The sequence below is a fragment of the Micromonospora sp. NPDC003816 genome, from assembly GCF_042874705.1.
Classification (GTDB): Bacteria; Actinomycetota; Actinomycetes; order Mycobacteriales; family Micromonosporaceae; genus Micromonospora.
Genome location: NZ_JBIANP010000008.1, coordinates 118,862 through 144,367 on the forward strand (window position 1 = coordinate 118,862; position 25,506 = coordinate 144,367).

The 25,506-nt window shown below is 71.6% G+C and carries 26 protein-coding genes and 1 pseudogene; 13 read left to right on the forward strand and 14 right to left on the reverse strand.

What is annotated here, in order from left to right; genetic code table 11:
• Positions 1–114: 114 nt before the first annotated feature.
• Both ACFYTT_RS23785 and ACFYTT_RS23790 read left to right on the forward strand, forming a co-directional pair.
• On the forward strand, positions 115–1,005 hold the full coding sequence (locus tag ACFYTT_RS23785) for an SDR family NAD(P)-dependent oxidoreductase (protein ID WP_357215444.1): 891 nt from the start codon (positions 115–117) through the stop codon (positions 1,003–1,005).
• 27 nt (positions 1,006–1,032) lie between these two features.
• Positions 1,033–1,644, forward strand: coding sequence for a TetR/AcrR family transcriptional regulator (locus tag ACFYTT_RS23790; protein WP_387262300.1), 612 nt, complete (start codon positions 1,033–1,035; stop codon positions 1,642–1,644).
• Positions 1,645–1,842: 198 nt separating this feature from the next.
• On the opposite strand, the gene ACFYTT_RS23795 is transcribed toward ACFYTT_RS23790, so the two are convergent.
• Positions 1,843–2,055, reverse strand: a complete 213-nt coding sequence (locus tag ACFYTT_RS23795; RefSeq protein ID WP_387262303.1) for a PspC domain-containing protein — start codon at positions 2,053–2,055, stop codon at positions 1,843–1,845.
• On the opposite strand from ACFYTT_RS23795, the pseudogene ACFYTT_RS23800 reads away from it, so the two are divergent.
• Positions 2,015–2,194 (forward strand): annotated as a pseudogene (locus ACFYTT_RS23800) (hypothetical protein); the annotation flags it as partial. The gene ACFYTT_RS23795 and the pseudogene ACFYTT_RS23800 overlap by 41 nt on opposite strands.
• A gap of 25 nt (positions 2,195–2,219) precedes the next feature.
• On the opposite strand, the gene ACFYTT_RS23805 reads toward ACFYTT_RS23800, so the two are convergent.
• On the reverse strand, positions 2,220–2,618 hold the full coding sequence (locus tag ACFYTT_RS23805) for a VOC family protein (RefSeq protein WP_131051073.1): 399 nt from the start codon (positions 2,616–2,618) through the stop codon (positions 2,220–2,222).
• Between the two features lie 146 nt (positions 2,619–2,764).
• Here ACFYTT_RS23805 and ACFYTT_RS23810 point away from each other — a divergent pair, with 146 nt between their 5' ends.
• Complete coding sequence (locus ACFYTT_RS23810; RefSeq protein ID WP_387262306.1) at positions 2,765–3,118, forward strand: nuclear transport factor 2 family protein; 354 nt, start codon at positions 2,765–2,767, stop codon at positions 3,116–3,118.
• Here the strand turns inward: ACFYTT_RS23810 and ACFYTT_RS23815 are convergent.
• Positions 3,115–3,984: a helix-turn-helix transcriptional regulator gene (locus ACFYTT_RS23815; protein ID WP_387262309.1), complete on the reverse strand. Its 870-nt coding sequence runs from the start codon at positions 3,982–3,984 to the stop codon at positions 3,115–3,117. The genes ACFYTT_RS23810 and ACFYTT_RS23815 overlap by 4 nt on opposite strands.
• Positions 3,985–4,131: 147 nt before the next feature.
• On the opposite strand from ACFYTT_RS23815, the gene ACFYTT_RS23820 reads away from it, so the two are divergent.
• The gene (locus ACFYTT_RS23820) at positions 4,132–4,911 is read left to right on the forward strand and encodes an NAD(P)H-dependent oxidoreductase (RefSeq protein ID WP_387262312.1); all 780 of its coding nucleotides are present in this window, start codon (positions 4,132–4,134) and stop codon (positions 4,909–4,911) included.
• Between the two features lie 496 nt (positions 4,912–5,407).
• Here the strand turns inward: ACFYTT_RS23820 and ACFYTT_RS23825 are convergent, their stop codons facing one another.
• Complete coding sequence (locus tag ACFYTT_RS23825; protein ID WP_387262315.1) at positions 5,408–5,920, reverse strand: SigE family RNA polymerase sigma factor; 513 nt, start codon at positions 5,918–5,920, stop codon at positions 5,408–5,410.
• 504 nt (positions 5,921–6,424) lie between these two features.
• Here ACFYTT_RS23825 and ACFYTT_RS23830 point away from each other — a divergent pair.
• Genes ACFYTT_RS23830 through ACFYTT_RS23845 form a run of 4 tightly spaced genes read left to right on the forward strand, consistent with a single transcriptional unit; the run spans position 6,425 to position 8,359 of the window.
• Positions 6,425–6,853, forward strand: a complete 429-nt coding sequence (locus ACFYTT_RS23830) for an ArsR/SmtB family transcription factor (RefSeq protein WP_387262318.1) — start codon at positions 6,425–6,427, stop codon at positions 6,851–6,853.
• Positions 6,834–7,478, forward strand: coding sequence for an SRPBCC domain-containing protein (locus ACFYTT_RS23835; RefSeq protein ID WP_387262320.1), 645 nt, complete (start codon positions 6,834–6,836; stop codon positions 7,476–7,478). The genes ACFYTT_RS23830 and ACFYTT_RS23835 overlap by 20 nt, the downstream gene beginning before the upstream one ends.
• Before the next feature lie 23 nt (positions 7,479–7,501).
• On the forward strand, positions 7,502–7,870 hold the full coding sequence (locus tag ACFYTT_RS23840) for a cupin domain-containing protein (protein ID WP_201272255.1): 369 nt from the start codon (positions 7,502–7,504) through the stop codon (positions 7,868–7,870).
• 39 nt (positions 7,871–7,909) lie between these two features.
• The gene (locus ACFYTT_RS23845; RefSeq protein WP_131051065.1) at positions 7,910–8,359 is read left to right on the forward strand and encodes a hypothetical protein; all 450 of its coding nucleotides are present in this window, start codon (positions 7,910–7,912) and stop codon (positions 8,357–8,359) included.
• Between the two features lie 82 nt (positions 8,360–8,441).
• Here ACFYTT_RS23845 and ACFYTT_RS23850 read toward each other — a convergent pair whose 3' ends face one another.
• From ACFYTT_RS23850 to ACFYTT_RS23880, 7 genes are all read right to left on the reverse strand, one after another.
• Entirely contained in the window at positions 8,442–9,509 is a 1,068-nt protein-coding gene (locus ACFYTT_RS23850) for a winged helix DNA-binding domain-containing protein (RefSeq protein WP_387262481.1), read from the reverse strand.
• A 123-nt stretch (positions 9,510–9,632) separates the two neighbouring features.
• A complete protein-coding gene (locus ACFYTT_RS23855; protein ID WP_387262484.1) occupies positions 9,633–10,223 on the reverse strand; it encodes an HAD family hydrolase in 591 nt (196 codons plus the stop codon).
• Between the two features lie 45 nt (positions 10,224–10,268).
• Positions 10,269–10,757: a GNAT family N-acetyltransferase gene (locus ACFYTT_RS23860; RefSeq protein ID WP_176094520.1), complete on the reverse strand. Its 489-nt coding sequence runs from the start codon at positions 10,755–10,757 to the stop codon at positions 10,269–10,271.
• Between the two features lie 49 nt (positions 10,758–10,806).
• Positions 10,807–11,427: a response regulator gene (locus ACFYTT_RS23865; RefSeq protein ID WP_387262326.1), complete on the reverse strand. Its 621-nt coding sequence runs from the start codon at positions 11,425–11,427 to the stop codon at positions 10,807–10,809.
• The gene (locus tag ACFYTT_RS23870; protein ID WP_387262329.1) at positions 11,424–12,614 is read right to left on the reverse strand and encodes a sensor histidine kinase; all 1,191 of its coding nucleotides are present in this window, start codon (positions 12,612–12,614) and stop codon (positions 11,424–11,426) included. Before ACFYTT_RS23870 ends, ACFYTT_RS23865 begins: the two co-directional genes overlap by 4 nt.
• On the reverse strand, positions 12,611–13,444 hold the full coding sequence (locus ACFYTT_RS23875; RefSeq protein WP_387262332.1) for an ABC transporter permease: 834 nt from the start codon (positions 13,442–13,444) through the stop codon (positions 12,611–12,613). Before ACFYTT_RS23875 ends, ACFYTT_RS23870 begins: the two co-directional genes overlap by 4 nt.
• On the reverse strand, positions 13,441–14,277 hold the full coding sequence (locus ACFYTT_RS23880) for an ABC transporter ATP-binding protein (RefSeq protein ID WP_387262335.1): 837 nt from the start codon (positions 14,275–14,277) through the stop codon (positions 13,441–13,443). The genes ACFYTT_RS23875 and ACFYTT_RS23880 overlap by 4 nt, the downstream gene beginning before the upstream one ends.
• Before the next feature lie 182 nt (positions 14,278–14,459).
• Between ACFYTT_RS23880 and wrbA the strand changes: the two genes are divergently transcribed.
• Entirely contained in the window at positions 14,460–15,077 is a 618-nt protein-coding gene (wrbA, locus tag ACFYTT_RS23885) for an NAD(P)H:quinone oxidoreductase (protein ID WP_387262337.1), read from the forward strand.
• Between the two features lie 83 nt (positions 15,078–15,160).
• On the opposite strand, the gene ACFYTT_RS23890 is transcribed toward wrbA, so the two are convergent.
• Entirely contained in the window at positions 15,161–17,074 is a 1,914-nt protein-coding gene (locus tag ACFYTT_RS23890) for an anthranilate synthase family protein (RefSeq protein WP_387262339.1), read from the reverse strand.
• A 253-nt stretch (positions 17,075–17,327) separates the two neighbouring features.
• On the opposite strand from ACFYTT_RS23890, the gene ACFYTT_RS23895 reads away from it, so the two are divergent.
• The 3 genes from ACFYTT_RS23895 to ACFYTT_RS23905 all read left to right on the forward strand — a co-directional run bounded on the left by ACFYTT_RS23895 (position 17,328) and on the right by ACFYTT_RS23905 (position 21,760).
• Complete coding sequence (locus ACFYTT_RS23895; protein ID WP_387262341.1) at positions 17,328–18,713, forward strand: FGGY family carbohydrate kinase; 1,386 nt, start codon at positions 17,328–17,330, stop codon at positions 18,711–18,713.
• Positions 18,714–18,902: 189 nt separating this feature from the next.
• Positions 18,903–21,341, forward strand: coding sequence for a nitrate- and nitrite sensing domain-containing protein (locus tag ACFYTT_RS23900; RefSeq protein WP_387262343.1), 2,439 nt, complete (start codon positions 18,903–18,905; stop codon positions 21,339–21,341).
• A 5-nt stretch (positions 21,342–21,346) separates the two neighbouring features.
• On the forward strand, positions 21,347–21,760 hold the full coding sequence (locus ACFYTT_RS23905; protein ID WP_201272506.1) for a roadblock/LC7 domain-containing protein: 414 nt from the start codon (positions 21,347–21,349) through the stop codon (positions 21,758–21,760).
• A gap of 48 nt (positions 21,761–21,808) precedes the next feature.
• Here the strand turns inward: ACFYTT_RS23905 and ACFYTT_RS23910 are convergent, their stop codons facing one another.
• Both ACFYTT_RS23910 and ACFYTT_RS23915 read right to left on the reverse strand, forming a co-directional pair.
• Positions 21,809–23,044 carry an MFS transporter gene (locus tag ACFYTT_RS23910; RefSeq protein ID WP_387262346.1) on the reverse strand — a complete coding sequence of 412 codons (1,236 nt, stop codon included), beginning with the start codon at positions 23,042–23,044 and terminating at the stop codon, positions 21,809–21,811.
• Positions 23,045–23,333: 289 nt separating this feature from the next.
• A complete protein-coding gene (locus ACFYTT_RS23915) occupies positions 23,334–24,824 on the reverse strand; it encodes a GH1 family beta-glucosidase (RefSeq protein ID WP_387262348.1) in 1,491 nt (496 codons plus the stop codon).
• Positions 24,825–25,506 lie beyond the last annotated feature (682 nt).

Genomic DNA, 25,506 nt, shown 5'->3' on the forward strand with positions numbered 1-25,506 from the left:
TGCGGCGTCGGTCCGCCGGCCTGACGAAGACGGCCCGCTTCTCCCGCTCGCCCGTCTCCGGCTTCGTCAGGTCATGACCAGCGTGACGCAGGTTCGCGACATGTTGTCGCAATCTTGACGACAGGTTGTCGTATAAGGCAGAGTGCGGACATGCAGAAGCTGATCGTGGTCACCGGTGCTTCCACCGGCATGGGTGCCGCAACCACCCGCGAACTGGCCCGCCAGGGATTTCACGTGCTGGCCGGTGTGCGACGCGACCGCGACGCCGACGCCGTCCGTGCGACCGGCATCGAACCGGTCATTCTCGACATCACCAGAGCCGAGCAGGTGGCGGCACTCGCCGCACGGGTCGACCACGATCCGCGTGCGCTGCACGCTCTCGTCAACAACGCAGGAATCCAGGTGAACGCGCCGGTCGAGGCACTGCCGATGGCGCAGTGGCGGTGGGTGTTCGAGGTCAACCTGTTCGGCCATGTCGCTGTCACCCAGGCGCTCCTGCCCGCGCTGTTGCGCGGCAAGGGCCGCGTGGTCAATATCAGCTCGATCGGCGGTAAGGCCGCCATGCCGACGTACGGGGCGTACGCCGGGGCGAAGTTCGCCTTGGAAGCGGTGAGCGACTCGCTGCGGCGGGAAGTCGCGCCGCTGGGCGTGCCGGTGGTCGTGGTCGAGCCCGGCGGAGTCCGCACGAAGATGGCCGCCCGTGGGGTCGCCACGGCGAACGAATTGGCTGCCGAGATGACGCCGGAGCAGGACGCCCGGTACGGCAGCCTGATCCAGGCGATCAACACGTTGATGGAGACGGGTACGGCGTCAGGCGTGACGGCCGACGCCGCCGCCCAGGTCATCGCGAAGGCCGTGACGGCCCGCAGGCCGCGTACCCGCTACACGATCGGCCGTGATGCCGCCCTGGTCATCAGCCTGACCCGGCTGCTCTCCGATCGGATGCTCGACCACGTCATCGCCGCCAACCTGCGCCGCCACTACCCGAAGGCAGCCACCGGATGACCCACTGCCATAGGGAAGGATGACCGGATGCCGCGGATTCGTGGAGCCAGCATCGAGGAACACCACGCGATGGTCTGGGTCGATCTCGCCGAGGCGATGCGGCAGCTCCTGCTCGAACGCGACTACGACTCGATCAACATGGGCCACATCGCGACCCGTGCCGGGCTCGCACGCAACACGCTGTACAACTACGCCCGGGACCAGGCGGCGCTGGTCCTGGCATTGACTCAGCGGGTGGGTCAGCCCACGGTCGATCGGGTGGCCACGATCGCCGCACGCTCCACAGACCCGGCTGCGGAGCGGATGCGGGAGATCATCGAGACGGTCCTGGTCGCGTTCCAGGACCCGGTTCTCCAGCTCATGTTCCGGCCCGGTTTCGGTCTGCCGTTCGTCGACGTGCCGAAGGGGCCGGACAGCCCGTTCCACGCGATAGTCGTCGAGGTCGAGAACGTCGTCCGGGACGGCGTCGAACGCGGCGAGTTCCGCGATGTCGGCGATGTGCACCTCGCGGTGGAATTGCTCTCCGGCGTCATGCGCGCGGGCGCGGAACGCATCGGCCGGGACCCGGCCACCTGCTCATCCACGGTCCGCGCCGCACGGGAACTCATCCTCGCCTCTCTCGACGACCGCTCGGACTAGTGACTCCGAGCACGCGCAGAACACCGGCCATAACCATGATCAATTTACGTGGCGCGGCACACCGTTCGGTGTGGCGGTGCTACGACGCGGAGCCGATGTCGGTGCGCCACCGCGCTTCGTCGTCGCCGATCACGCATGATGCCTCGACGGTCTGCGGCATGGGCTTGGTAGGTCCCGTGTGCCAGCGCGCCGGGAGGATCAGGGGTATCGCGGGGCGTCCCGTTGGCGCTCATAATCGGCGACCGTCGGGACGAGGGGGAGCACGAGCATCAGGATCAGCAGCAGCACGACGGTGCGTACCCAGTCGACGCGGAACTCGCCGTACGCCGCGACGCCGAGACAGATGCCGCCGAACCACTTGCCTTCGTTGATCCTGAAACGGGCCGCGTTCGAGAAGCGCCCCCTCGACATCGGCGTGGTCTATGTGCACTCCGCCAACCCGGCGGGCGTCGCGAAGATGGCGCAGGTCCTCCGGCGCTGGGGCTACCGCGTCCAGATCGCGTCGGGCGCCACGGACGTCGGCTATCTCGGCGGCGCGGCGGCGAGCTGATCGGGACGAGTGCCCCGCCCAGCGGTCAGACGTCGGCTTCGAGGGCGAAGGTGTTGCCGTCGGGGTCCTGGAACCATGCGATACGTCCACCGCCGGCCCGAGCGGTGATGCCCTTGGCGTCATGTTCGAGCCCGTCATAGCGGATGAGATCGACGCCGGACGAGGCGAGCTCGTCGACGATCCGGTCGATGTCGTCGACGTACCATGTCGCCAGGGTCGCCGTGCTCGTGCCGGCCGTGACCGACTGGTACACGTTCAGGGCCGCCACGCCGCCGGCACCATAGACGCGGCTGCCGTCGGTGATGGTGGCGCTCGGTCCCGACTGCAACGCCGGTAGGCCCAGTGTGCCTTCGTAGAACGCGACCGCCCGGTGGATGTCGGACACGGCGATCGACGCCCTGAGGTGATGCTCGCTCAACGGCATGAATCACTGTCGCACACGCAGGCGGGTCAGCGAGGCTGATTGATCTCGTGCCGGGAACCACTCAGGCGTCCCGCCGGGCTGACGTCGCTGTTCTGCCGCGAGCGAAGCCGCTTGTCCTGTTGCGCTGCGCTGCGGAGGATCGGTGGATGGATCTCCTCACCGCGGAACGACACCTGCACGCCGCCCAGCGCGCCGCCGACGTCGAGTCCCTCGATGCGCTACTGCACCCGCAGGTCGTGGCCGCCGGACCGGACGGCACGGTCTTCACGAAGGAGGACGACCTGGAGAGCTACCGCTCCGGTGCGCTGCGGATCACGAGCCTGGTGGAGGAGTCGCTCGACGTCCAGGAGGACGGTCGGACCGGGGTGACTCGCTTGGTCGCTGCGGTGGATGCCGTTCAGGGCGGTGCCGTGATGTCCGCGCGGCTGCGCTACACCCGACTGTGGGTGCGGGAGGGCGGCGACTGGCGGGTGTTGGCCGCCACCTACGTCCCGGTCTAGTCAGACTTCTCCGCAGCCGCGTACCGGCTTCTGGGATCAGGGTGCCGCACTGCCGGATCTTCGGTGCTGCTGAGCGCGGCCAGCAGCCGCAGGCCGTCCTCACTGGCGCTGCCCGCCTCGGCCGACAGCACGAGCAACTCCATCCCCGAGTCGTCCGGCAGGACGAAGTTCTCCTGGTGCAGCTCCAGGAGCCCGACCAGCGGGTGCCGGTACGCCTTGCGGCCGTGGCGGCGGGCACGCACGTCGGCGCGAGCCCAGAGACGGCGGAAGCGCTCGCTGCCCATCGCCAGTTCGCCGATGAGTGGGGCCAGGCGAGGATCCTCCGGGTACTTGCCGACGGCCAGACGCAGGTGCCCCACCACGTCGAGGGTGCACGCCTCCCAGTCCGCGTACAGCCCGCGTTCGGCTTCGTCGAGGAAGATGTGCCGTGCCGTGTTCAGGCCCGGCAGTTGCCGGCCGTACAGGAGTCGGGCCAGGCGGTTGCCGGCCGACACGTCCAGGCGGTGATCGATGATCATCGCGGGTGCGTCCACGATCAGGTCGAGCACGCGCAGGACCTCGTCGCGTGGCCGTCCGCTGGGCGACGGGGCGCGGCGGCGGCGCTGCCGGGCGAGTCGGTACAGGTGCCCGCGTTCGGTGTCGTCGAGATCGAGGACGCGGGCCAGCGCGTCCAGGACCTGCTCCGAGGGTTGGGTGGCGCGACCCTGTTCCAGGCGTACGTAGTAGTCGACGCTGACCCCGGCCAGGTGCGCGACCTCCTCGCGGCGCAGGCCCTCGACGCGACGCCGGGTGTCGGTGGGAATGCCGAGAACGGACGGGTCGATCCGGGAGCGCCGGGTGCGCAGGAAACCTGCGAGGTCGTCCATGGTGCCAGTATCGCCGTGACCGTCCGCCTGACGGTGGCCCTGGTAGTACCAGGAAGTCCGGTCCGACGGAACACGCGGCCCTGAACGGCGCGGTGCCGGCAGCCGAGTATCGGTGGCGGCAGGTACGCCCCGTCGAAGGGAATGACCATGAAGACGCTCGTCGTCTACGCCCACCCCGAACCGCGTTCGCTCAACGGCGCGCTGAAAGACCTGGCGGTGTCGACGCTGGAAGCCGCCGGGCATGAGGTGCGGGTCAGCGACCTGTACGCGATGAACTGGAAGGCGGTGGTCGACGCGGCCGACTTCGGCGGGTACGCCACCGAGCCGCTGCGGGTGATTCCCAGCTCGGGTGGCGCGTACGACGCGGGCGCGCTCACTGCCGACGTGCGGGCCGAACAGGAGAAGCTGCTGTGGGCCGACACCGTGATCCTCCAGTTCCCGTTGTGGTGGTACACGATGCCGGCCATTCTCAAAGGCTGGGTGGACCGCGTCTTCTCGTTCCACTTCGCCTACGGCGTCGGAGTGCACGACGACACCCGTTACGGCGAGCGGTTCGGTGAGGGGACCCTGCTGGGACGTCGGGCGATGCTGTCGGTGACCGTCGGGGGCCCGCAGTCGCACTACAGCGACCGTGGGATCAACGGCCCGATCGAGGATCTGTTGTTCCCGATCCATCACGGGATCCTGTACTACCCGGGCCTCCAGGTGCTGCCGCCGTTCGTGGTGCACGGCGCCGACCGGATGATCGGCGGCGACTTCGAGATCGTGGCGAAGGCGTGGACGGATCGGTTGCTGACGCTGGAGTCGACCGAGCCGATCGCGTTCCGTCGCCAGAACCACGGCGACTACGAGATCCCGTCACTGCGCCTGAAAGCGGATCTGGAGGTGCCGGGCAGTCAGGGGTTCCACCTGCACGTAAGAGGCTGACCGCCCGCACGGGTCAGAGTCGCGTGCTCGTCGGCCACGTCCGTACGCCAGAACCGATCGCCGACGCACGATGTGCCGTTGCCTTGAAGCTAGGAACCCGTGCCAGAACCCTTCGGATCCACCGATGGGGGATGCGGGACAGGGCTGATCGGGACGGGACTGGAATCCACCGACGGTGGGGAGGGGACAGGGCTGATACGGACGTGGCGGGGGTCCACCGGCGGCGGAGAGGGGACGGAGCTGATCGGGACGGGACTGGGGTCCACCGACGGCCGGTCGGCGGGAGCGGACGGCGGCGGGGAATCCCGGTTCACCGCCGCCATCGCCAGCGGCGTGCCGACCATGAGGGCGGCGGCGACGCCCGCCACCCCGACCGAGACGGTGAGGGTACGACGCCTGCGCGCCCGAGCGACGGCGGAATCTGCCAGATCCATGGGGACTGCCTCCTTGGCGATGTCGGTGAGGGTGGATCGGATGAGGTCGTCGATCGGGGTGTTCATCGCTTCAGCTCCAGCACGAGTTCGGCACCGGGTAGTACCTCACGCAGTCGGCTGACCGCCCGGTGGGTCCGGCTGCGGACGGTCCCGACCGAGCAGCCGAGCACCTCGGCCACCTGTTGTTCGGGCAGGTCCTCGTAGTACCGCAGGACCAGCACCGCGCGCTGTGCCACGGGAAGGCGCAGCAGGGCTGCCCGCATGGCCAGCCGCAGGTCGGCGTGGCCGCTGTCGTCCGGGTGTTCCCGTTCGACCGGCGAGCCGACCAGCGTCTCCCGTAATCGTCCCCGGCGTCGCCACCAACTGACCCGCTCGCGGTACATCACCGCGCGCACGTACCCCTCGGGGTCCTCGTGCCGGATCGTCGGCCATTTGACGTACGCCTTGGCCAACGCCGACTGCACCAGGTCCTCGGCGGCATGCTGGTCGCCGGTGAGCAGGTAGGCCGTCCTGATCAGGGCGGCGGTCCGGCTCTGCGCGAACTCGCCGAACTTGGCTCTCGCCTTGTCGTCCAACCGTTCAGCTCCGTTCGGTACGCCTCATTCACCACCACAGACGCACGGGACCGCGCCCACTATCCATCAGATGTCCTTCATCCTGGGTGGCGATCGCGTGCTCGCCGAGGATGCGGATCGTCGTTCGAGCGCGATTCGCGGCCTGCGCCCGGCGTGGCAGCGTGGACCGGGAAGCGACGCCGCTCATGCGGCGTACACACGCAGCCGCGGGCACCCTGGTAGCCCTCGTCGGCGTCGGTCATCGCGGCGATTCTCGTTGTGGAGCGCGCTCGGCAGTGATGCCAATGGATGGGAGTTGTCACTGTCGAGTTCGGGTGCCTGGAGCCGTTCTCGCACTGACACCGGTCATCGTGTCGGGGCCGGACGGTGCCGTCGAGTACGAGGACGCCGTGCCGCGTACACGTGGAGTCCGGTGGCCGTGTTCCTCGCCCAGCGCTGAGCCGCAGCCTTCGGCAGGATGCCTGCTCTGGCTTATATAAGCGAAGGCCGGTACGGTCTGTGGTCGTGCACGCCTTCGACATCCTCGGCGACCCGGTACGCCGGCGCATTCTGGAGCTGCTCGCCGACGGCGAGCAGACCTCCGGCGCGGTCACGGACGTGATCCGGGCCGAGTTCGGGCTCTCCCAGCCGGGTGTCTCACAGCATCTGCGCGTGTTGCGGGAGAGCGGGTTCGCGTCGGTGCGAGCTGTGGGCGCTCGCCGGTTCTACGCCGTCGAGCCGGCGCCGTTGAGCGAAGTCGACGCGTGGTTGGGCCGGTTTCGCCGGTTGTGGGAGCAGCGGCTCGACGCGCTGGAAACCGAGCTGGCCCGGGGCCGGCGGGCAGCTCGGACCTCGGCTGGCGGGCAGACCTCCCGGCGGGCCGAGTCCGACGTCGGTGCGGACGAGGCAGACTCAGCAGCGAGAGGAACGGAACATGAAAGACGTGCTGGATGAACTGGCCGCCGCGCGGCGGACCATGGGCAAGGGCAGCCTGCCCACAGGTGAGGCGTACACCGTCGAGCTCCGACGGCGATACGCGGCGCAGATCGACGACGTCTGGGACGCCATCACCAGCCCCGAGCGGCTGCACCGTTGGTTGAAGCCGGTCACCGGGGATCTGCGGCTCGGCGGGAGATACGAGTTCGACGGGGGTGAGCACGGCGAGATCCTGCGGTGCGAGCCGCCGCGTCTGCTCAGGGTGTCCTGGCTCTACGGGCCGGACGCGGACGCCTGGCCCGGCACGAGCGAGGTGGAGGTACGCCTGGCCCCGGGCCCGTCCGGCGACACCGAATTCGTGCTGGTCCACGCAGCGGTCGTCGCGGAACCCCTCTTCCCGACCTACGGCCCCGGTGCCGGTGGCGTGGGGTGGGACCTGGCTCTCCTCGCCCTTGCCCAGATGTTGACCGGTGGCGAGAGCGTCGACTATGCGGAGGTTCACACGTCACCCGAAGGGCGCGAGTTCATCCGGCGCAGCGCCGCGGCCTGGGGCGAGGCTCACCTGGCCGCCGGTGGCGACCCGGAGCACGTCGCCGCCGCGGTGCAGGCCACCACGACGTTCTACGCACCCGACCCGAGCTGACCGACCATGTCAGGATGGTGGGCGTGGCGCATGAGGCTGTCGACATCGCTGACAGGTTGTCCCGCTTCTCCGAGCACTGGTCACCGAAGGTGGTGGCCCGGCTCAACGACTACGAGGTCAAGGTCGTCAAGGTGCGCGGGGAGTTCGTCTGGCACACCCACGAGGACACCGACGAGCTGTTTCTCGTGGTGAGCGGTGAGCTGACCATCCAGCTGCGCGACGGTGACGTGCTCCTGCGTCCGGGGCAGCTGTTCGTCGTGCCTCGTGGCGTCGAGCACTGCCCGGTCGCCGACGGGGAGGTGCACGCGATCCTGATCGAGCCGGCCGGTGTGGTGAACACCGGCGATGCCGGTGGTGCGCTGACTGCCGCCTACGACGACTCGTTGCTCTGACCGTCGAGTCCTTGGCGTGGTGTGGCTAGCATCCCGAAGGTGACTCAGGACAAGGGTGCCGACGGGCGCAGCAGGCTCGCCGGTTTCGACGGCGTGATGCTCCTCGCGACGATGCTCATCCTCTTCGGGTATCTGCTCCCCTGGTTCCGGCAGTCGCCACGGCATCTGTGGTGGTACTCCGGTTGGGAGTACGCCAGCCTCAGCAGCGGTGGAGGGTGGACGCTCTGGACGTTCGCCTTCCTGCTGGTGGCGGTCGTGACCAGTCTCTGGGCCCGGACCGTCGTCGAGGCGGCGATGGCCGCGTTGGCTGCCGGGATCGGCACCCTGGTGATGGTCTTGGCGGTGGTGGCGGCCAGCTTCGGGAACATCGGGCGAGGCGGCAACCTGAACTCCGTCTCGGAACTGCCCTTCGGGTTGGGGTTGCCGCTGATGGCCGTCGGCCTGGGCCTGCTGATCGCCACCGCCTGCCGAGACATCGCCCGCGCCTGAGGGCTGTTTCCTCACCTCCGCCGGTCGGAAGAGGGCCTGGCCCCCGGCCGGGTGCGGTGGGACGACGAGGCGGCGGGGAAGGCTAGTCGGGCCAGGTGACGCGGGGTGGGAGGGCGAGGAAGTCGGCGTAGCGGTGCAGGGCCTGCTCGACCTGTGTGCGCTGTGCCGGGTCGAGCGGGACCAGGGGTTTCACGGCCAGCGTGACCCGGGTCTTGGCCAGGGTGCGTTTCCAGGTGCCGACGACCCGGCCACCGATGACGACGGTGGCCTGGAAGACGCCGTTGCCTCCGGGGATGATGGCCTGCTTGTGGGCGGGGTCGAGCATCAGCGTGCGGTCCTTGAAGCCGAGCAGGTATTCGTCGAAGCCGGGCAGGGTCAGCACGTCGGGTGTGGGTGTGCGGGGTGCGTCGAGCAGGGCGGGCGGCAGGATCGCTTCGGTGCCGTCGACCTGGACGGTGGTCAGGGCGTCGCCGGCGGCGGCGATGGCGCGTTTCGCGTCGGTGGCGGTCAGGCCGGTCCAGCCGGCGAAGTCCTGTCGGGTGGTGGGGCCGTGGCTGCGGAAGTAGCGCAGCGCCAGGGCGGCCAGCGCCTCGTCCCGGTCGGGTCGGTGTTGGCCGGGCGCCCACTCGTCGAGCAGTGCGAAGGTCTGCTCGGTGCCGAGATTGGGGGCGATGCAGGTGACGCCGCGCTGGCTGGCGTACCAGAGGAGGTGGTATCCGCGCTGGCCGGCGCCGTCGATGCCGGCGGCGACCAGCGCGGCCACGCAGTCGGTGCGGGTCAGTCGGCCGCCGCCGGCCAGGGCGGTGCCGAGCACGTCGGCGGCGCGGTCCGCCTCTGCTTCGGTCAGGCCGAGGAACTCGCGGCGCGCTGCCGCGCCGGCCAGGGCGCGTACGCCGGTCAGCTCCAGCATCCAGCGGGCGTCGCGGGCGGGGACGAGGTGGATGGTGCCGCGCATCGGCCAGGTCCGCAGGGCCTCCCGGCGTTCCAGCGCGGCGTGCACGTCGGTCTGGCTGGCGCCGGGTAACCGTACGCCCAGTGACCACAGGCCGCTGTTGATCTCCTGAGCCTGCATGGCACCGAACCACTCGACGACCTCGGCCACGGTCTGCCCGGTGGTGGCGGGGGTGGGGCTCAGCAGGAGACTGGTCATCCGCAGGGCGAGCGCGTCGGTGCCGGTCAGCGTCGTGCCGCGAGGTGCCACTTGCGCCGCCTTCCGTCGTCGGTCGAGGGCAGCTTAGGCCCGTGCACCGACAGTCGGGTGCTTTCCGGCGGGTCAGCTGCCCTGGCGGGGCTGGGGCACGCGGACCGCTGCCATGCCGGCGGCGACGGCGGCCTCGATGCCCAGGTCGGCGTCCTCGAAGACCAGGCAGGCGTGCGGCGGTACGCCGAGCAGCTCGGCGGCGCGCAGGAACGGCTCCGGGTCGGGTTTGGGGCGGGTGTAGTCGCCGGCGCAGACCAGCACGTCGAACCGGTCGAGGATGCCGAGGGCGTCGAGGGAGGCGGTGACGGCTTCGCGGGTGCTGCCGGAGACCACGGCGAAGGGGATGCGTCCGTGCGCGTCCTGGATGTGGTGCAGCACCCCGGGGATGCCGGCGGCGGTGGGCAGCAGCCGCTGGTAGTGCTCCTCGCGGCGGGCGACCACGGTCTCCACCGGCATGTTCAGGCGTTGCTGCTCATTGAGGGCGTCGACGATGTCGAGCGTCGGTCGGCCGGCCCAGGCATAGAAGAGGTCCTCGGGGAAGGCGCACTCCCACTCGTCGAGGGCCTGCCGCCAGGCGGTGTAGTGCAGCGGCATCGAGTCGACGATGGTGCCGTCGCAGTCGAACAGGTACGCCTGGAAGTCGCCGGTGGGCAGGGGCAGCATCACCGGCCCAGGTTATCCGGCGTGGCCGGGGACGCGCCGGGCGGCTCAGAGGCGCTGGTACATGACGAGCAGGTCGACGGGGCCCTGGGTGGGGTGACGGAAGCCGTCGGGGATGCGGCCGACCACGTCGAAGCCGAGTGAGCGCCACAGCGCCACCGCGCGGGTGTTGGTGGCGACCACGGCGTTGAACTGCATCGCCCGGTAGCCGTCGGTGCGGGCCAGGTCCAGCACGTACGTGCCGAGGGCCCGGCCGATTCCGCGTCCGGCGGCGGCCGGGGCGACCATGAAGCTGGCGTTGGCCACGTGGTCGCCGGGGCCGAGCTGGTTGGGGGTCAGTTTCGCCGAGGCGAGCACGGTGCCGTCGTCGTCGACGGCGACGACGGTGCGTCCGGGTGGGGGGACCAGCCACATGTCGCGGGCGCGGGTCTCGTCGACGTCGCGGGGCCAGGTGTAGGTGTCCCCGGCGGAGACGATCTCGCGCAGGAAGGGCCAGATGCCGGGCCAGTCCCCGGCGGTCGCGGTCCTGATCTGCATGCTCGCGAGCATGCCAGCCGGATTGTCGGGCCGGTCGTCGGGGGCGGTGTCAGAGCAGGCCGGCGGCCATGGCGGTGGTGACGGCGGCGGTGCGGTCGGAGACGTCGAGTTTGTTGAAGGTCCGCAGCAGGTGGGTCTTCACGGTCGCCTCGCCGATGTGCAGTTCCCGGCCGATCTCGGCGTTGGACAGCCCTCGGGCGACCAGCCGCAGCACCTGCACCTCGCGGGGTGACAGGGTGTCGCGGGCGGTGGGTCGGCGTACCTGGTGCAGCAGTCGGGTCGCCACCGAGGGGGCGAGGACGGTGCCGCCGCGTGCGGCGGTGCGGATCGCGGTGATCAGGTCGGCGCGGGAGGTGTCCTTGAGCAGGTAGCCGGCGGCGCCGGCCTCGACGGCCCGCAGGATGTCGGTGTCGGTCTCGTAGGTGGTCAGCACCACCACCCGGGTCTGTGGTCGAGCGGTGAGGATGCGGCCGGTGGCGGTGGCGCCGTCGTCGCCGGGCAGCCGCAGGTCCATCAGGACCACGTCGGGGTGGTGGGCGTGGACGGCCGTGAGTGCCTCGGCGGCGTCGGCGGCCTCGCCGACGACGGTGATGTCGTCGGTGCCGGCGAGCATGCCGGCGACTCCGGCGCGGACCACCGGGTGGTCGTCGACCAGCAGCACGGTGATCATTGGTACGGCACCTCCACCCGGATCGTGGTCCCCTCGCCGGGGGCCGAGCGTACGAGGACGCTGCCGTTGACCTGTTCGACGCGGGTGCGCAGCCCGGCCAGCCCGTAGCCGCCGTCGCCGTCCGGGTACGCCCCGGCGGGGTCGAATCCGGCGCCGTCGTCGCCGATCTCCAGCGTGACCCGGTCGTCGTCGCCGTGCAGCAGGACGGCCACGGCGGTGGCGTCGGCGTGCCGCCGGACGTTGGTCAGTGCCTCCTGTGCCGCGCGCAGCAGCACCACCTCCACGGCGGTGCCCGGTGCCGGGCCGGCGGTCAGGTCGGCGGTGCAGGTGACCGGCACCCCGGTCTCCCGGGTGAAGCGCTCGGCCAGCCGGTCCAGTGCCTGTTCCAGCGGGGAGCCGTCGATCTGCGTCGGGGTGAGTGCGGCGACCAGGGTGCGTACGTCGAGCAGGTTCTCCCGGGCGGTCTGCCGGGCCAGGTCCAGGTGGCGGCGGGCCTGGTCCGGGTCGCGGTCCAGGTCGGCCTCGGCGGCCTGGACCAGCATCACCACGCTGGACAGGCCCTGGGCCACGGTGTCGTGGATGTCGGCGGCGAGTCGTTGCCGTTCGGCGGCCACCCCGGCGCGGTGGGACACCTCGGCCAGCTCGGCCCGGGTCTGTTCCAGTTGGGCGATCAGCTCGGCGCGTCGGCCGCTCTCGGCGACGGTGTGTTGGGCCCAGACGCCCAGCACGCTGACCACGAGGACGGTCATCAGGGCGATCAGCAGCGACGCGACCACCTCGCCCAGGTCGGGCAGCCGGACGGCCAGGACGATCACGTGCACGGAGTTGAGCAGCAGCACCGCGCCGACCGCTGGTAAGGCGGGCAGCACCATGAACATCTGCGGGTTGAGCACGAACAGTAGGAACGAGGCGGTGCCGCTGAGCAGGACCGCCGGCACGTAGAGCAGGATCACCCCGGTGAGGTAGAGGTAGCCGTGCCAGTCCTCGACGGAGTCGCGCATCAGTCGGCGGCCGACGCCGAGGTACCAGCCGGTCAGGGCGAGGAACAGCGCGAGGCAGCCGAGGCGGGCGGCGGGCGTACGGCTGCCGTCGGCGGCCACGGCCACGGCGACGCCGACGGCGGCCAGGGCGAAGTAGCCGTCCCAGAGCCGGAAGCGTGCGCTCCACGTGTCGGTCGGTGGAGTCATCGGGTGCGTCGACCTCGCCAGCGGAAGGTGGTCAGGCACAGCACCATTCCTCCGATGCACCACGCGGCGAGCACGAGCGCGATCCGACCGTGCTCCCAGGAGGGTACGACCTCCTGCGGGAGGATGGTGTCGGGCAGGAACACCGAGCGGAAGCCCTGGGCCATCCATTTGAGCGGGAACAGCGAGCCGATCGTGACCAGCGGTTCGGGTAGGTGCCCGACGGGGGTGTAGAAGACGCCGGAGATGAAGGCCAGCACGAGGTAGGGCAGGTTCATCACGGCCCCGGCGCTGCGGGCCGAGCGGGCCAGGCTGCTGGCGGCGATGCCGAGCAGGGCGCAGGCGGTGGCGCCGAGCAGGAACACCCAGCCGAAGGTGAGCCAGCGGGCGGGGTCGGTGGGCAGCCGCAGGTCGAAGGCGAGTACCGCGATGGCCAGCAGCAGGATCGTCTCGCCGATGCTGACCACCAGGGCCATCAGGGTCTTGCCGACGATGTACGCCGAGGGGGGCATCGGGACGCCGCGCAGTCGGCGCAGGGTGCCGTCGTCGCGGTCGGCGGCGATGCCGGTGCTCAGGTTGACGAAGGTGGTGGAGGCGATGCCGGCGGCGATCATGCTGGGGGCGAGGTACTGGGCCGAGGTGACGTCGCTGCCCTCGTAGACGCCGTCGAAGATCGCGCCGAGCAGGGCGAGGATGACCGCCGGCATGGCGAAGGTGAACACCACGGCGTCGCGTTCCCGGAAGAAGCACCGCAGTTCGATGCCGGCGCGGTGCAGCCCGAGCCGCAGGGCGCTGGGGCGGCGGGTGGCGGCGCGGTGGGCGGTGGCGGTCACGGGGTCGCTCCGATCAGGTCCAGGTAGACGTCTTCGAGGCTGGGGCGGCTGACGGTCAGGCCGGGCACGGTGCCGCCGTGGCGGCGGGTCAGCTCGGCGACGAGGGCGGCCGGGTCGTCGGTCTCCTGCCGGCCGTGGGCCCACCGGACCACGGTGCGGGCGGTGGCGCGTCCGCCGAGGGTGGCCGGGGCACCGTCGGCGACGATCCGGCCGCCGACGATGACCGCGACGCGGTCGGCCAGTGCCTCGGCCTCGTCGAGGTAGTGGGTGCTGAACAGGATGGTGGTCTCCTCGCCTGCGAGTCGGCGGATCAGCGTCCAGAACTGGCGGCGCGCCTGCGGGTCGAAGCCGGTGGTCGGTTCGTCGAGGAAGAGCAGCCGGGGGCGGCCGACCACGCCGAGTGCGACGTCCAGGCGGCGGCGTTGGCCGCCGGAGAGGGTACGGACCCGGGCTCCGGCCTTGTCGGTGAGACCGACCAGGGTGAGGACGTCGGCGGGGTCGCGGGGTGCGGGGTAGTAGCGGGCGAAGTGGCGTACCGCCTCGGCGACGGTCAGTTCGGTCAGGTCGTCGCTGTGCTGGGCGACGACGCCGATTCCGGCGCGCCAGTCGAGGTCGACGTGGGCCGGGTCGCGGCCGAGCACCTGCACGTCACCGGCGTCGCGGTCGCGGTGGCCCTGGAGGATGTCGATGGTGCTGGTCTTGCCGGCGCCGTTGGGTCCGAGCAGGGCCACCACCTCGCCGGTCGCGACGTCCAGGTCGACGCCGGCCACGGCGGTGGTGTCGCCGTAGGTCTTGCGTAGTCCGCGGACGCGGATGACGGGGGAGTCGGTCATGTCCTGATCGTCGGTCGACGTGGGGGTGTCGCGGGACGACCGGTGGACGGAACCGTGGTGTCCGTCGACCGGTGGACAGGGCGTCGACCGGGGGGTCGGTCGAATCCGACGAATGTTTGTCGACGCAAGCATCGGGTAGTCGCGGAAGCTTACCGACGATCACGGCAGGAAGGACGCAGGCGATGGCGGCACAGGTCAAGGTGGCGGTGATCTACTACAGCGCGACCGGCATCACGTACCAGATGGCGCAGTCGGCCCGGGAGGCCGCCGAGCAGGCCGGTGCGGAAGTCCGGTTGCGCAAGGTGCGCGAGTTGGCCCCGGAGGAGGCGATCCGGTCGAACTCGGGCTGGGAGGCGCACCGGCTGGAGACCCAGGACGTCGAGGAGGCGCAGCCGGACGACCTGAGCTGGGCCGATGTGGTGATCTTCGGTTCGCCGACCCGGTACGGTCTGGTCGCCGCGCAGCTCAAGCAGTTCATCGACACCACCGGACCGCTGTGGGCACAGGGCGCGCTGGCCGACAAGGTGTACTCGGCGTTCACCTCGACAGCCACACATCACGGTGGGCAGGAGTCGACGCTGCTGTCGCTGTTCCACGTCTTCTACCACTGGGGTGGGATCGTGGTCGCGCCCGGCTACACCGAGCCGAGCCAGTTCGTCGCCGGCAACCCGTACGGCGCGTCGCACACCAGCAACAACGGTGAGACCGCGCCGGATCATGTGGCGTTGGAGGCGACGGCGTTGACGGCCAAGCGGGCGGTGCGCATCGGTGCGGCGCTGAAGCAGGGCCTGGCCGGCTGAGCCAGGGACCGGCGGTCCGGGCAGGGGCTCTCATACCCGCCCGGACCGTCGGCCGTGAACAGCGCTACCCCGGATCGGGCCGGCTATGCCTGCCCGGTGGTGGACAACTCGCCGGCCGGTGCCGGCAGCAGCTGCGCCAGCAGCTCGGCCAGCACCGCGACCCCGTCCGGGCTGAGCACCGATTCGGGATGGAACTGCACCCCGGCGAAGCCCCGGCCGCGCAGCGCGTGCACGGCGCCGTCGACCTCGTCGCGGGTCACCTCGACCGGGCCGTAGCGGCTGTCGAGGCGGTCGGTGTCGGCGTGGGCGGTGAAGGTGGCGTAGAAGCCGACCTGGCGGGGCGTGCCGGAGAGCACGATGGTGCGTTGCAGGCCCTGGTAGGGCGCGTCGCGGCGGCTCACCGGCAGTCCGAGCAGGCCGGCGAGCAGTTGGTGGCCGAGGCAGACCGCGAGGGTGGGGTGTCCGGCGTCGAGTAGTTCGGTGAGCAGGTCACGTAGCCGGTGCATCTTCGCGGTGTCGCCGGTGGGGTCGCCGGGGCCGGGGCCGACGACGACCAGGTCGTCGGCGCGGACCGGCCCGGTGGCGTGCCACGGTCGGACGGTCACCGTCAGGCCGAGGGCGCCGAGCTGGTGGGCGAGCATGCCGGTGAAGGTGTCCTCGCCGTCGACGACGAGGGCGCGGCGTCCGGCCAGGGCGGGTCGGGCCAGTGCGCCGGTCGGGCGCTGGTCGAGCCAGAAGCGGGCCAGCGGGGCGTTGCGGGCGGCCAGCGCGGCGCGTACCTCGGGATCGTCGGCCAGGCGGCGGGGTGGCTGCGGTCCGGCCTGCGGTGCCTGCGGTCCCAGGCCGAGGGCGGCCAGCACCCCGGCGGCCTTGGCGTGGGTCTCGGCGACCTCGGCGGCGGGTGTGGAGTGCCGGACCAGGGTCGCCCCGACCGGGACCCGCAGCTCACCGGTGGGGGAGAGTTCGGCGGTGCGGATCAGGATCGGGGCGTCGAGGGTCTGCCGGCCGTTGTCGTCGTGACCGAGCAGCGCCAGGACTCCGGCGTAGTAGCGGCGGCCGGTGCGTTCGTGGCGGGCGATGACCCGGCAGGCGTTCTCCATCGGGCTGCCGGTCACCGTGGGGGCGAACATCGTCTCCCGCAGCACCTCGCGGACGTCCCGGCTGCCGTGTCCGGCCAGCAGGTACTCGGTGTGTGCCAGGTGCGACATCTCCTTGAGGTAGGGCCCGACCACCTGACCGCCGTGTTCGGCCACCGTGGCCATCATCTTCAGTTCCTCGTCGAGGACCATGTACAGCTCCTCGGTCTCCTTGGTGTCGGCGAGGAAGCGCAGCAGGGCGGCCCGGTCGGCGGTGGCGCCGGTGTGTCGGAAGGTGCCGCTGATCGGGTTCATCATGACCAGGCCGTCGTCGACGCTGACGTGTCGTTCCGGGCTGGCGCCGACCAGCGTGCGGGTGCCGGTGTGCACCACGAACGTCCAGTACGCGCCGCGTTCGCGGTGCAGCAGCGACCGGAGGGCGGCCAGCGCGGCGGTCACCGGCGCGCCCTGCACCCGGGCGTGCAGCGTGCGGTGGATGACGAAGTTGGCGCCCTCGCCGCGTCCGATCTCCTCGGCCAGCACCCGGGCGACGACGGCGGCGTAGGCGTCGTCGGGGACGTCGAAGGCGGCGCCGGTGGTGCGGACCGGGCCCTCGGGTAACGCGTCGAGGGCGTCGGCCAGCGGTACCCGTACGTGCTGCCCGATCCGCAGGAACTCCAGCGGCACGCCGTCGTCCACGCAGGCGAAACCACGCTCGGTGATCTGTCGGAACGGCACCAGCGCCAGCGTGGCCGGGCCGGGCACGTCGGTGGGCAGCGGCAGGTCGGCCAGTCGCGCGGCGGTGTCCACCGTGCCGGTGAACAGGTCGAGGTGGGGGGCGTCGGCGCGGCGTACCAGGGCGAACGGGCCCGGGTCGGTGCCGTCGGCGAGCGCGGCGAGCAGGTCGGTCAGTGGGTTCATCGGTCTCTCCTGGGTCCGGGAGCCGCCGTTGCGGCGGCCCACGGGCCGGAAACCATGACCGGCGGCCGCCTCGTCGGGCGGCCGCGTGGGTGACTACGCGTGCAGGGGGGCCGCCGGGTCGGCGGGCCACCAGCAGGACAGGCGCGTAGGCATGGGCACACCCTACGCGGGGCGTGGATCGGGGGGAAGCCGTTCGGCGGACTGGCGTGGGCGGTGACGCGCGGCGCCGACGGCAACGGGTACGTTGACCGCGATGAACATTCTCGCGCTGGACCTGGGAACCTCCTCGGTGCGGGGGCTCGTGATGGACGCCGACATCCGTCCCCTGCCGGGGGCGTTGGCGCGGCGTAAGACCGTGCTCACCGTCGACGGTGACGGCGCCGGCACCCTGGACCCTCGGCAGTACCTGGCCTGCCTCATCGAGTGCCTCGACGAGCTGCACCAGCACGGTCACCTGCGCGAGGTGGATCTGATCGCGGTCAGCGCCCAGTGGCACTCGGTGCTGCCGCTGGGCATCGACGACGAACCACTCGGCCCGGTGCTCACCTGGCTCGACACCCGCCCCGAGCCGTCGCCGGCGTTGCACGGGCCGGTCGACGCGGTCGACTACCACCAGCGCACCGGCACCTGGTGGCACCGCTGCTACTGGTCGGTGCGGCTGCCGTGGCTGCGCGAGCAGACCGGCACCCGGGTGGGGCGTTTCACCGGACTGGTGGAGTACGCGCTGGGACGGCTGCTCACCGACGCGCCGATGTCGATGTCGCAGGCCTCCGGCACCGGGTTGCTGGACCTGGGCACGCTGGACTGGGATCCCGAGGCGTGCACGTTGGCCGGCATCCGCGGTGCGGACCTGCCCGAGCTGGCCGGCCGGGACTGGCGGGGGCGGCTGCGCGGCGAGTACGCCCGCCGCTGGCCGGACCTGGCGCAGGCGTCCTGGACGGCCCCGGTCGGCGACGGCGCTGCCTCCAACGTCGGCTCCGGCTGCATCGACGACAGTCGGGCGGCGGTGACCGTCGGCACCTCCTCGGCGGTCCGGCTGCTGCAGCGGATGCCGGCGCACGCTGCGCAGTCGCCGCTGCCGCATCGGCTGTGGCGCTACCGCGTCGACCACGACCACGTCGTCACCGGGGCGGCGTACTCCTCGGGTGGGAATCTGTTCGCCTGGGCGGACCGGGTGCTGCGGCTGCCCACCGGCCCGGCGCTGGAGCAGGCCCTGGCGGTGCTGCCGCCCGGCGCGGGCGTACCGGTCAACGTCGGTTTCGGTGGCGACCGTCCCCCCGGCGACCGGAGCGCCGGCTCCGGTGAGCTGCGCGGACTCGGTTTCGGCACCACCTCCGTGCAGATCCTGGCCGGGCTGATGCACGGGGTGTGCGAGCAGGTCGTGGACGACCTGGTGCGGCTGGAGTCGATGGTCGGACGGCCCACCGACGTGGTCCTCGGTGGCGGCGCGATGGCCGCCTCGCCCTGGTGGCGCCGCACCTTCGCGCAGGTGCTCACTCCCCGTCGGGTCGACTTCGGACGTCACCCGGAGATCGGGGCCACCGGCGCGGCGCTCGTGGCGACCGGCCGGATCACCGATGCCGTGGTGGTGGCCGACATCAGCCGGACGGATGATCAAGCTCCGGCGACCCCGGCATAGGGTGGCGACCGGCGGTCTCGTCCTGAACCCTTCGTAAGGGTAGGACGTTGACACTGCTCGGGGGCCTGGTTGGATGGACCGCGCTCCCCGAGGTCACGGCGGGCGCGTGGGGAGGAGGACCCTGTGGGTGCAGCACATCAGACGCCCGAGGTGTCAGCGCATCGCCGACGGCGGTTCGACGTTCGGGTGGTGCCCCACCGGCGGCGTTCCGCGTTCCGGTTGCGGGACTGGCGGATGCGGACCAAACTCGCCGCCGTGCTGATCATTCCGTCGGTGGCGTTCCTGGTCATGGCCGGGGTGCAGGCCCAGAGCCTGGTCGGACGGGCGAGCACGCTCGGTGACTTCGCCGCGCAGGTCACCGTCGGTGAGGAGATCACCTACCTGGTGCACATGCTGCAGCAGGAACGCGACCGTACCGCCGGTGAGCTGCCCGTGCTGCGCGCCAGCGCCGACGAGGCCGGCCGCGCCGCGATGCTGGGCTCGTTGCAGCAGTACCGGGATGCCACCGACGACGCGATGCGGGCGCTGCGGGAGGTGGCCGAGCCGGTGGCCGAGGCCGACCCGGCCTGGCGCGACACCTACTCGGTGGCGTCGCAGGCGGTGCAGCAGGTCGAGTACATCCGCGGGGTGATGGCGACCGTGGTGCTCAGCGACGACACCATCCTGGGTAACTACCACCGGGCCATCGAGGGGCTGCTGACCCTGCTCGCCCAGCCGGCGCCGGGCAACGACCGCCCGGAGCTGGCCGACGCGGTGCTGCGGTACGTGCAGTTCGCCCGGGCCAAGGACTCGTCCGCGCGGGTCCGGGCGGAGGTGTACGCCGCCGCGCGGGACAGCGGCTACAGCGCCGACGGCGGGGCGCGGCTGGCCGAACTGCGGGCCCGTCAGCTGACCGCGCTGGGCGTGTTCCGGATCGCCGCGACCAACGGGCAGGTGGCCCGCTACGACGAGATGACCGTGAACCCGGTCTTCGCCGCCACCGCTGAGCTGGAGGATCGGGCGATCGCCCAGATCGCGGCCGGTCGGTTGGTGCTGACCGGCGGGCAGTGGTGGGAGGCCAGCGACAACCGCCACGAGCTGCTGCGCCAGTACGAGGCCGAGGTGCTGGCCGAGGCGGTGCAGCAGGCGCAGGCGGCCAGCACCACCCAGCTGCGTCAGACCCTGCTGCTGATCGGTGCGATCATCACGGTGTTGCTGGTGGCGGTGCTGATCTCGGTGCTGGTCGGCCGGTCGCTGGCCCGGTCGATCCGGCTGCTGCGCTCGCAGGCGCTACGGATCGCCCAGGTCGAGCTGCCCGAGGCGCTGGCCCGGCTGCGGTCGGTCTCCGGTGGCGTACCGCCCATCGAGGTGTCCCCGGCGGTGGTCCGCTCGCTCGACGAGATCGGTGAGCTGGCCGAGGCGTTCGTCGCCGTGCACCGCAGCGCCGTCGGCGTGGCGGTCGAGCAGGCGAACATGCGGCGCAACGTCAACGCGATGTTCGTCAACCTGGCCCGACGCAGCCAGGTGCTGGTCGAGCGGCAGTTGGAGCTGCTCGACGACCTGGAGCGGGAGGAAGGCGACCCGGACCAGCTGGAGAACCTGTTCAAGCTGGACCACCTGGCCGCCCGTATGCGCCGTAACGACGAGAGCCTGCTGGTGCTGGCCGGCACCGAGTCGACCCGGCGGTGGAACCGGCCGATCGGGCTGGGCGCGGTGCTGCTGGCGGCCAGCGCGGAGATCGAGCAGTATCAGCGGGTGCGGCACGAGGCCGTGGCCGACCTGCACGTGGTCGGACACGCCGTCGGTGAACTGGTCCACCTGCTGGCCGAGCTGCTGGAGAACGCCACCGCCTTCTCCCGCCCCGACACGGTGGTGCAGGTCATGGCCCGGTTCGAGGGGCAAGGCGCGGTGATCGAGATCGCCGACCAGGGCATCGGCATGACCGAGACGGCGTTGGCCGAGGCCAACGCCGTCCTGGCGTCGCCGCCGGCCGCCGACGTGGCGGCGGTGGAGCGGATGGGTCTGTTCGTGGTCAGCCACCTGGCGGCCCGGCACGGCATCGAGGTGCGGCTGCACGGCGGTGTCGGCGGGCTGGTGGCGCGGATCCGGCTGCCCGGTGCGCTGCTGGCGGCGGCTCCGGCACCGAGCGTCGACCCGGTGTCGGCGCCGCGGATCCCCGGCGGCATGACCGCCCACCAGGGCGGACGGCCCGGTCCGGTGGAGCTGCCGGTCGCCGGCCGTCGACCGACCACCGTGCCCCGCCAGACCCATCCGGTACGCGCCGAGACCGTGCTCGCCCCGGCGGCGGCCGTCCCGGCCGGTGGCGGCGGTGGCTGGTGGTCCCGGGAGGGACCGTCGGGGGCGGTGCCGACGACGGGGGTCGGTCAACCGGCGCCGCCGACGGTGCCGGTGACCGCCGGCACCAATGCCCGGGGCCTGCCGATGCGGGTGCCGATGGCGCAACTGAGTTCGGTGAGCCAGCCGGCCCGCCCGGAGCAGCAGCGGCCGGTCCGGCACGACCCCGACCCGGATGCGGTCGGCGGCATGTTGTCGAAGTTGTACAGCGGTGTGCGGCGGGCCGAGGCCGAGGAGACCATGCAGATTCCCGTGCAACCGTCCGGCGTATGGAACGAAGGGGGACCAAGGTGACCACCTTGTCGCAGCAGGCTCGGGATCTGAGCTGGCTGGTCAGCGCATTCGCGGATCGGGTGCCGGGAGTGGCACACGCGATCGTGGTGTCCTCCGACGGGCTGCTGGTGGCGATATCGGACAATCTGCCTCGGGATCACGCCGACAAGCTTTCCGCCGTCACCTCGGGTCTGATGAGCATCACCGCTGGTGCCGCGCAGATGTTCGACGGTGACGTGGTCAAGCAGACCGTCGTCGAGATGGGTCGGGGCTACTTCCTGGTGATGCAGGTCCGGGACGGGTCGATCCTGGCCACCCTCGCTGCGGCGGACGCCGACATCGGTGTGGTGGGCTACGAGATGGCGCGGCTGGCCAAGCAGGCCGGGGACATGCTGACCCCGGCGTTGCGCGCCGAGTTGCAGCAGGCCCTGCCGCGCTGACCTGGGCTGGCCGGGGGATCTGACGTCCCGGAGTGCGGTGCCCTCGGCCTAGCGCAGGCCGAGGGCGCCGGGGGTGCCGCGTCGGGAGGCGAGCCACCAGGCGAGGGTGGCGGCGACGGCGATGATCCCGCTGAACACGAATGGTGCCTCGATGCCGGCGCCGGTGGCCAGCGCGCCGCCGGCCAGTGCGCCCAGTGCGGTGCAGCTGTAGGTGACCATGCGGCAGGCGGCGATCACCCGGCCGAGGAGGCCGCCGGGCACGAGTCGTTGCCGTACGGACAGGGCGGCCACGTTGAGCACCGCGAACGCCGCGCTGGTGGTGACCACCACGACGACGGCGGCGGCGCGGTGGGGGGTGACGGCCAGCAGCACTGGGACGCCGGCGGTGACGGCCATCGACCAGGTGAGTACGTGTCGGTGGCGAAACCGGGCGACCAGCCGGTCGGCGGCGAACGAGCCGATCAGGCCCCCTGCGGCGCCGGTGGCCAGCAGCAGGCCGAAGCCGAACGCGCCGAGGCCGAGGGCGTCGCGGGCGTAGAGCACGAAGATCGCGAACCAGGCGGTGTCGGCGGCGGCCACGGCGGCGGTGACCAGCACCAGGGTGCGCAGCATCGGCTGGCGGATCAGCCACCGCAGGCCGGCCAGGATGCCGTCGCCCTCGGAGTTCGACGTCTCGTCGGTGGTGGGCGCGCTGGTGGCGCGGTGGGCCAGGGTCAGCGGCAGGGAGAGCATGAGCATCACGGCCAGGGCGAGGGTGGCGCCGTTGACGGCGAAGGGGATGGCCGCCCCGACGACGAACAGCATCGCGCCCACCGGGGGACCGACGAACTCGTTGCCGACGATCTCCCCGGCCACGAGTCGCCCGTTGGCCTTCTCCAGGTGGGCGTCGGCGACGAGCCGGGGTACGGCGGTCTGTGCGGCGGTGTCGCGGAGGGTCTCGCCGATACCGAGCAGGAACGCGGCGGCGACGACCAGGGCGATGGTGGCCCAGCCCAGGGCCACTGCGGTGGCGAGGGTGGCCAGCACGACGACCCGGGCGGTGTCGGCGGCGGCGAGCAGGGTGCGGGGGCTGCGGCGGTCGGCGAGGGCGCCGGCGAGCAGCCCGGAGACGAGCCAGGGCAGGAACTGGGCGGCGGCGACGGCGGCGACGGCCAGCGGGTCGTCGGTGAGGGCTGCGGCGAGTAGCGGGAACGCGCCGACGCGGATGCCGTCACCCAAGTTGGCCAGGGCGGCGGCGCTCCAGAACGTCCAGAACGGCCGCCCTAACGGGGCGCGATCGATCATGCGGCCGACCCTAGTGCAGGGCCGGTGGCGGCGTGTTCCCGCGTCGCTCCGCACCGGTGCGAGTCATCGCCGGAGGCGGACTGTGGCGGGGTGTCCGTGCGCTGTCGAGCTGAACCGTTCATGCCGTCGGACACGGGCGGCGCGGCAGATGTCCGGCGGTAGATGCCCGAACCACCCGGCCCCGGGCGGTGCCGGGGCCGGGCGGTTCGGGTTCTCGGGCCGGCCGGAAGTGGTTAGCAGGGGTCCCCTGCTATGCATGAGGTGTAAGCAGGGGACCCCTGCTTACACCTCAGAGGGCGTTGTCGGCGATGACCTGGCGGTACCAGTGGGCGCTGCGCTTGAGCACGCGGCGTTGGGTGGCGTAGTCGACGTAGATCAGGCCCCAGCGCTGGTCGTAGCCCTCGGCCCACTCGAAGTTGTCGAGCAGCGACCAGACGTGGAAGCTCTCCAGCGGCACGCCGTCGGTGACGGCGCGGTGGGCGGCGGCGAGGTGGTCGCGCAGGAAGCTGACCCGGCCGGTGTCCTCGACGGTGCCGTCGGCGGCGAGTACGTCGGGGGTGGGCAGGCCGTTCTCGGTCACGGTGAGCGGGATGGGGCCGTAGTCGCGGGTGACCCGGGTCAGGATGTCGTACATGCCGTCGGGGTAGATCTGCTGCCACTCCGCCTCGGAGGTGGGCCAGCGGCTGACGGTGCCGCCGTTGGCGGTGACGTAGATCGGGGTGTAGTACTGCACGGCGAGCAGGTCGATGGGGGAGGAGATGATCTCCAGGTCGCCGTCGCGGATGCCGCGCACCATGCGGCTGTCCGGTCCGAGGTCGGCCAGGACGTCCTCGGGGTAGCTGCCCTTGAGGGCGGAGTCGAGGTAGAGGCGGTTCTCGTAGCCGTCGTAGAGGCGGGCGGCCTCGGCGGCGGCGGGGGAGTCGTCGGCGGGGTAGCAGGGGTGCAGGTTGAAGGCCGGGCCGATGCGGCCGGCGCCGCTGGTGTCGCGCAGTGCGCGGACGGCGAGGCCGTGGGCCAGTTGCAGGTGGTGGGCGACCAGGTAGGCGGCGTCGGGGTCGCGCAGGCCGGGGGCGTGGTGGCCGGAGAGGTAGCCGTTCTGCACCACGGTCTTGGGTTCGTTGATGGTCAGCCAGACCGGGACGCGGTCGCCGAGGGCGTCGAAGAGGATGGCGGCGTAGTCGGCGAAGCGCTGGGCGACGTCGCGGGACTCCCATCCGCCGGTGTTCTGCAGGGCCTGGGGCAGGTCCCAGTGGAACAGGGTGGCCATCGGGGAGATGCCCCGCTCGTGCAGGCCGTCGACGAGGCGGCGGTAGAAGTCGAGGCCGCGTTGGTTGGCGGGGCCGGTGCCGTCGGGCTGGATGCGCGGCCAGGAGATGGAGAACCGGTAGCTGCGCAGCCCCAGGTCGCGCATCAGATCGAGGTCGTCGGCGTAGCGGTGGTAGTGGTCGGCGGCGACGTCTCCGGTGTCGCCGTTGCGGATGCGTCCGGGTGCGTGGCTGAAGGTGTCCCAGACCGATTCGCCGCGGCCGTCTTCCTTGACGGCGCCTTCGATCTGGTACGCGGAGGTGGCCGCGCCCCAGCCGAAGTTCTGCGGGAAGGGCAGCCGGCCGGCGGGGCTGGTCTCCGGCGCGGTGCGGTCGGTGTCGCCGGGCTGGCAGCCGGCGAGGGTCGCGGCGGCGCCGGCTGCCGTGGCGGTGCCGATGGCGGCGCCGGCGGGGGTGACGGCGGTGGCCGAGAGCGCCGCGTGGCGCAGCAGGTGGCGCCGGGTGAGTATCGACATGGAGTTCTCCTCGTGATGGTTGACCCCCTGAGCCCTCGGGAGCGCTCCCAATACAGGGTAAAGGGTGGCGGTGCCCGCCAAGAGCCGGATCGTCGCAGGTCGGGGGTGCCTTGGCGGCGGGGACGGCTGGGGGTGGGAAAGATGGCGCTGGCCGGTCGGGCGTCGGGTCGGCGGGACCGGGGTGCGCTCAGTGCCGCGGGGCGGACCGGGATGGCGCGCGCCCGGGGCGGTCGGCGGGCGTCGCACGGTCGGCGGGCGGGTCGACTGCCGTTGCGGGGCGCGCGTGTGACGCGCGTCTGACCCGTCGGCCTCTTTTCCCATCGTGAACGGGGGTTTAGTGTGGGGACGGGGGAGGGCAACCCCCGTCCCCACTGTGTTGCGGTACACGCACGGGCGGATTTGGCGTCCCAGTCGTGCGTGTCGCGCGGGAGCCGGGCCACGCGAGTGGCTTGAGGTCCACCTCCCTCCACTATGGTGGGGCGGCGGCTGACGGCGGTGTCCGGGCTGGCCCGCCGTCGGCCTCTGGTCTAGTCCCCGGCGCTGTGGGCACAGCCCCGGGTGATCTTCTTTTTGGAACCTTGTCGATGGAAGCGCTCCCATCGACGTTGCTGCGACTGTAACGCCCGTCACGGCTTTGTGAAAGCCCCAAAACGAGATCGAAACAAGCCGGTGTTTCCGGAAG

Bases quoted from the DNA above. Each gene is read 5' to 3' on its own strand.
- ACFYTT_RS23790 (WP_387262300.1), top strand. From the start codon at position 1,033: ATGCCGCGGATTCGTGGAGCCAGCATCGAGGAACACCACGCGATGGTC.
- ACFYTT_RS23795 (WP_387262303.1), bottom strand. From the start codon at position 2,055: ATGTCGAGGGGGCGCTTCTCGAACGCGGCCCGTTTCAGGATCAACGAA.
- ACFYTT_RS23805 (WP_131051073.1), bottom strand. From the start codon at position 2,618: ATGCCGTTGAGCGAGCATCACCTCAGGGCGTCGATCGCCGTGTCCGAC.
- ACFYTT_RS23810 (WP_387262306.1), top strand. From the start codon at position 2,765: ATGGATCTCCTCACCGCGGAACGACACCTGCACGCCGCCCAGCGCGCC.
- ACFYTT_RS23815 (WP_387262309.1), bottom strand. From the start codon at position 3,984: ATGGACGACCTCGCAGGTTTCCTGCGCACCCGGCGCTCCCGGATCGAC.
- ACFYTT_RS23820 (WP_387262312.1), top strand. From the start codon at position 4,132: ATGAAGACGCTCGTCGTCTACGCCCACCCCGAACCGCGTTCGCTCAAC.
- ACFYTT_RS23835 (WP_387262320.1), top strand. From the start codon at position 6,834: ATGAAAGACGTGCTGGATGAACTGGCCGCCGCGCGGCGGACCATGGGC.
- ACFYTT_RS23850 (WP_387262481.1), bottom strand. From the start codon at position 9,509: ATGACCAGTCTCCTGCTGAGCCCCACCCCCGCCACCACCGGGCAGACC.
- ACFYTT_RS23855 (WP_387262484.1), bottom strand. From the start codon at position 10,223: ATGCTGCCCCTGCCCACCGGCGACTTCCAGGCGTACCTGTTCGACTGC.
- ACFYTT_RS23860 (WP_176094520.1), bottom strand. From the start codon at position 10,757: ATGCAGATCAGGACCGCGACCGCCGGGGACTGGCCCGGCATCTGGCCC.
- ACFYTT_RS23865 (WP_387262326.1), bottom strand. From the start codon at position 11,427: ATGATCACCGTGCTGCTGGTCGACGACCACCCGGTGGTCCGCGCCGGA.
- ACFYTT_RS23870 (WP_387262329.1), bottom strand. From the start codon at position 12,614: ATGACTCCACCGACCGACACGTGGAGCGCACGCTTCCGGCTCTGGGAC.
- ACFYTT_RS23880 (WP_387262335.1), bottom strand. From the start codon at position 14,277: ATGACCGACTCCCCCGTCATCCGCGTCCGCGGACTACGCAAGACCTAC.
- wrbA (WP_387262337.1), top strand. From the start codon at position 14,460: ATGGCGGCACAGGTCAAGGTGGCGGTGATCTACTACAGCGCGACCGGC.
- ACFYTT_RS23890 (WP_387262339.1), bottom strand. From the start codon at position 17,074: ATGAACCCACTGACCGACCTGCTCGCCGCGCTCGCCGACGGCACCGAC.
- ACFYTT_RS23895 (WP_387262341.1), top strand. From the start codon at position 17,328: ATGAACATTCTCGCGCTGGACCTGGGAACCTCCTCGGTGCGGGGGCTC.
- ACFYTT_RS23910 (WP_387262346.1), bottom strand. From the start codon at position 23,044: ATGATCGATCGCGCCCCGTTAGGGCGGCCGTTCTGGACGTTCTGGAGC.
- ACFYTT_RS23915 (WP_387262348.1), bottom strand. From the start codon at position 24,824: ATGTCGATACTCACCCGGCGCCACCTGCTGCGCCACGCGGCGCTCTCG.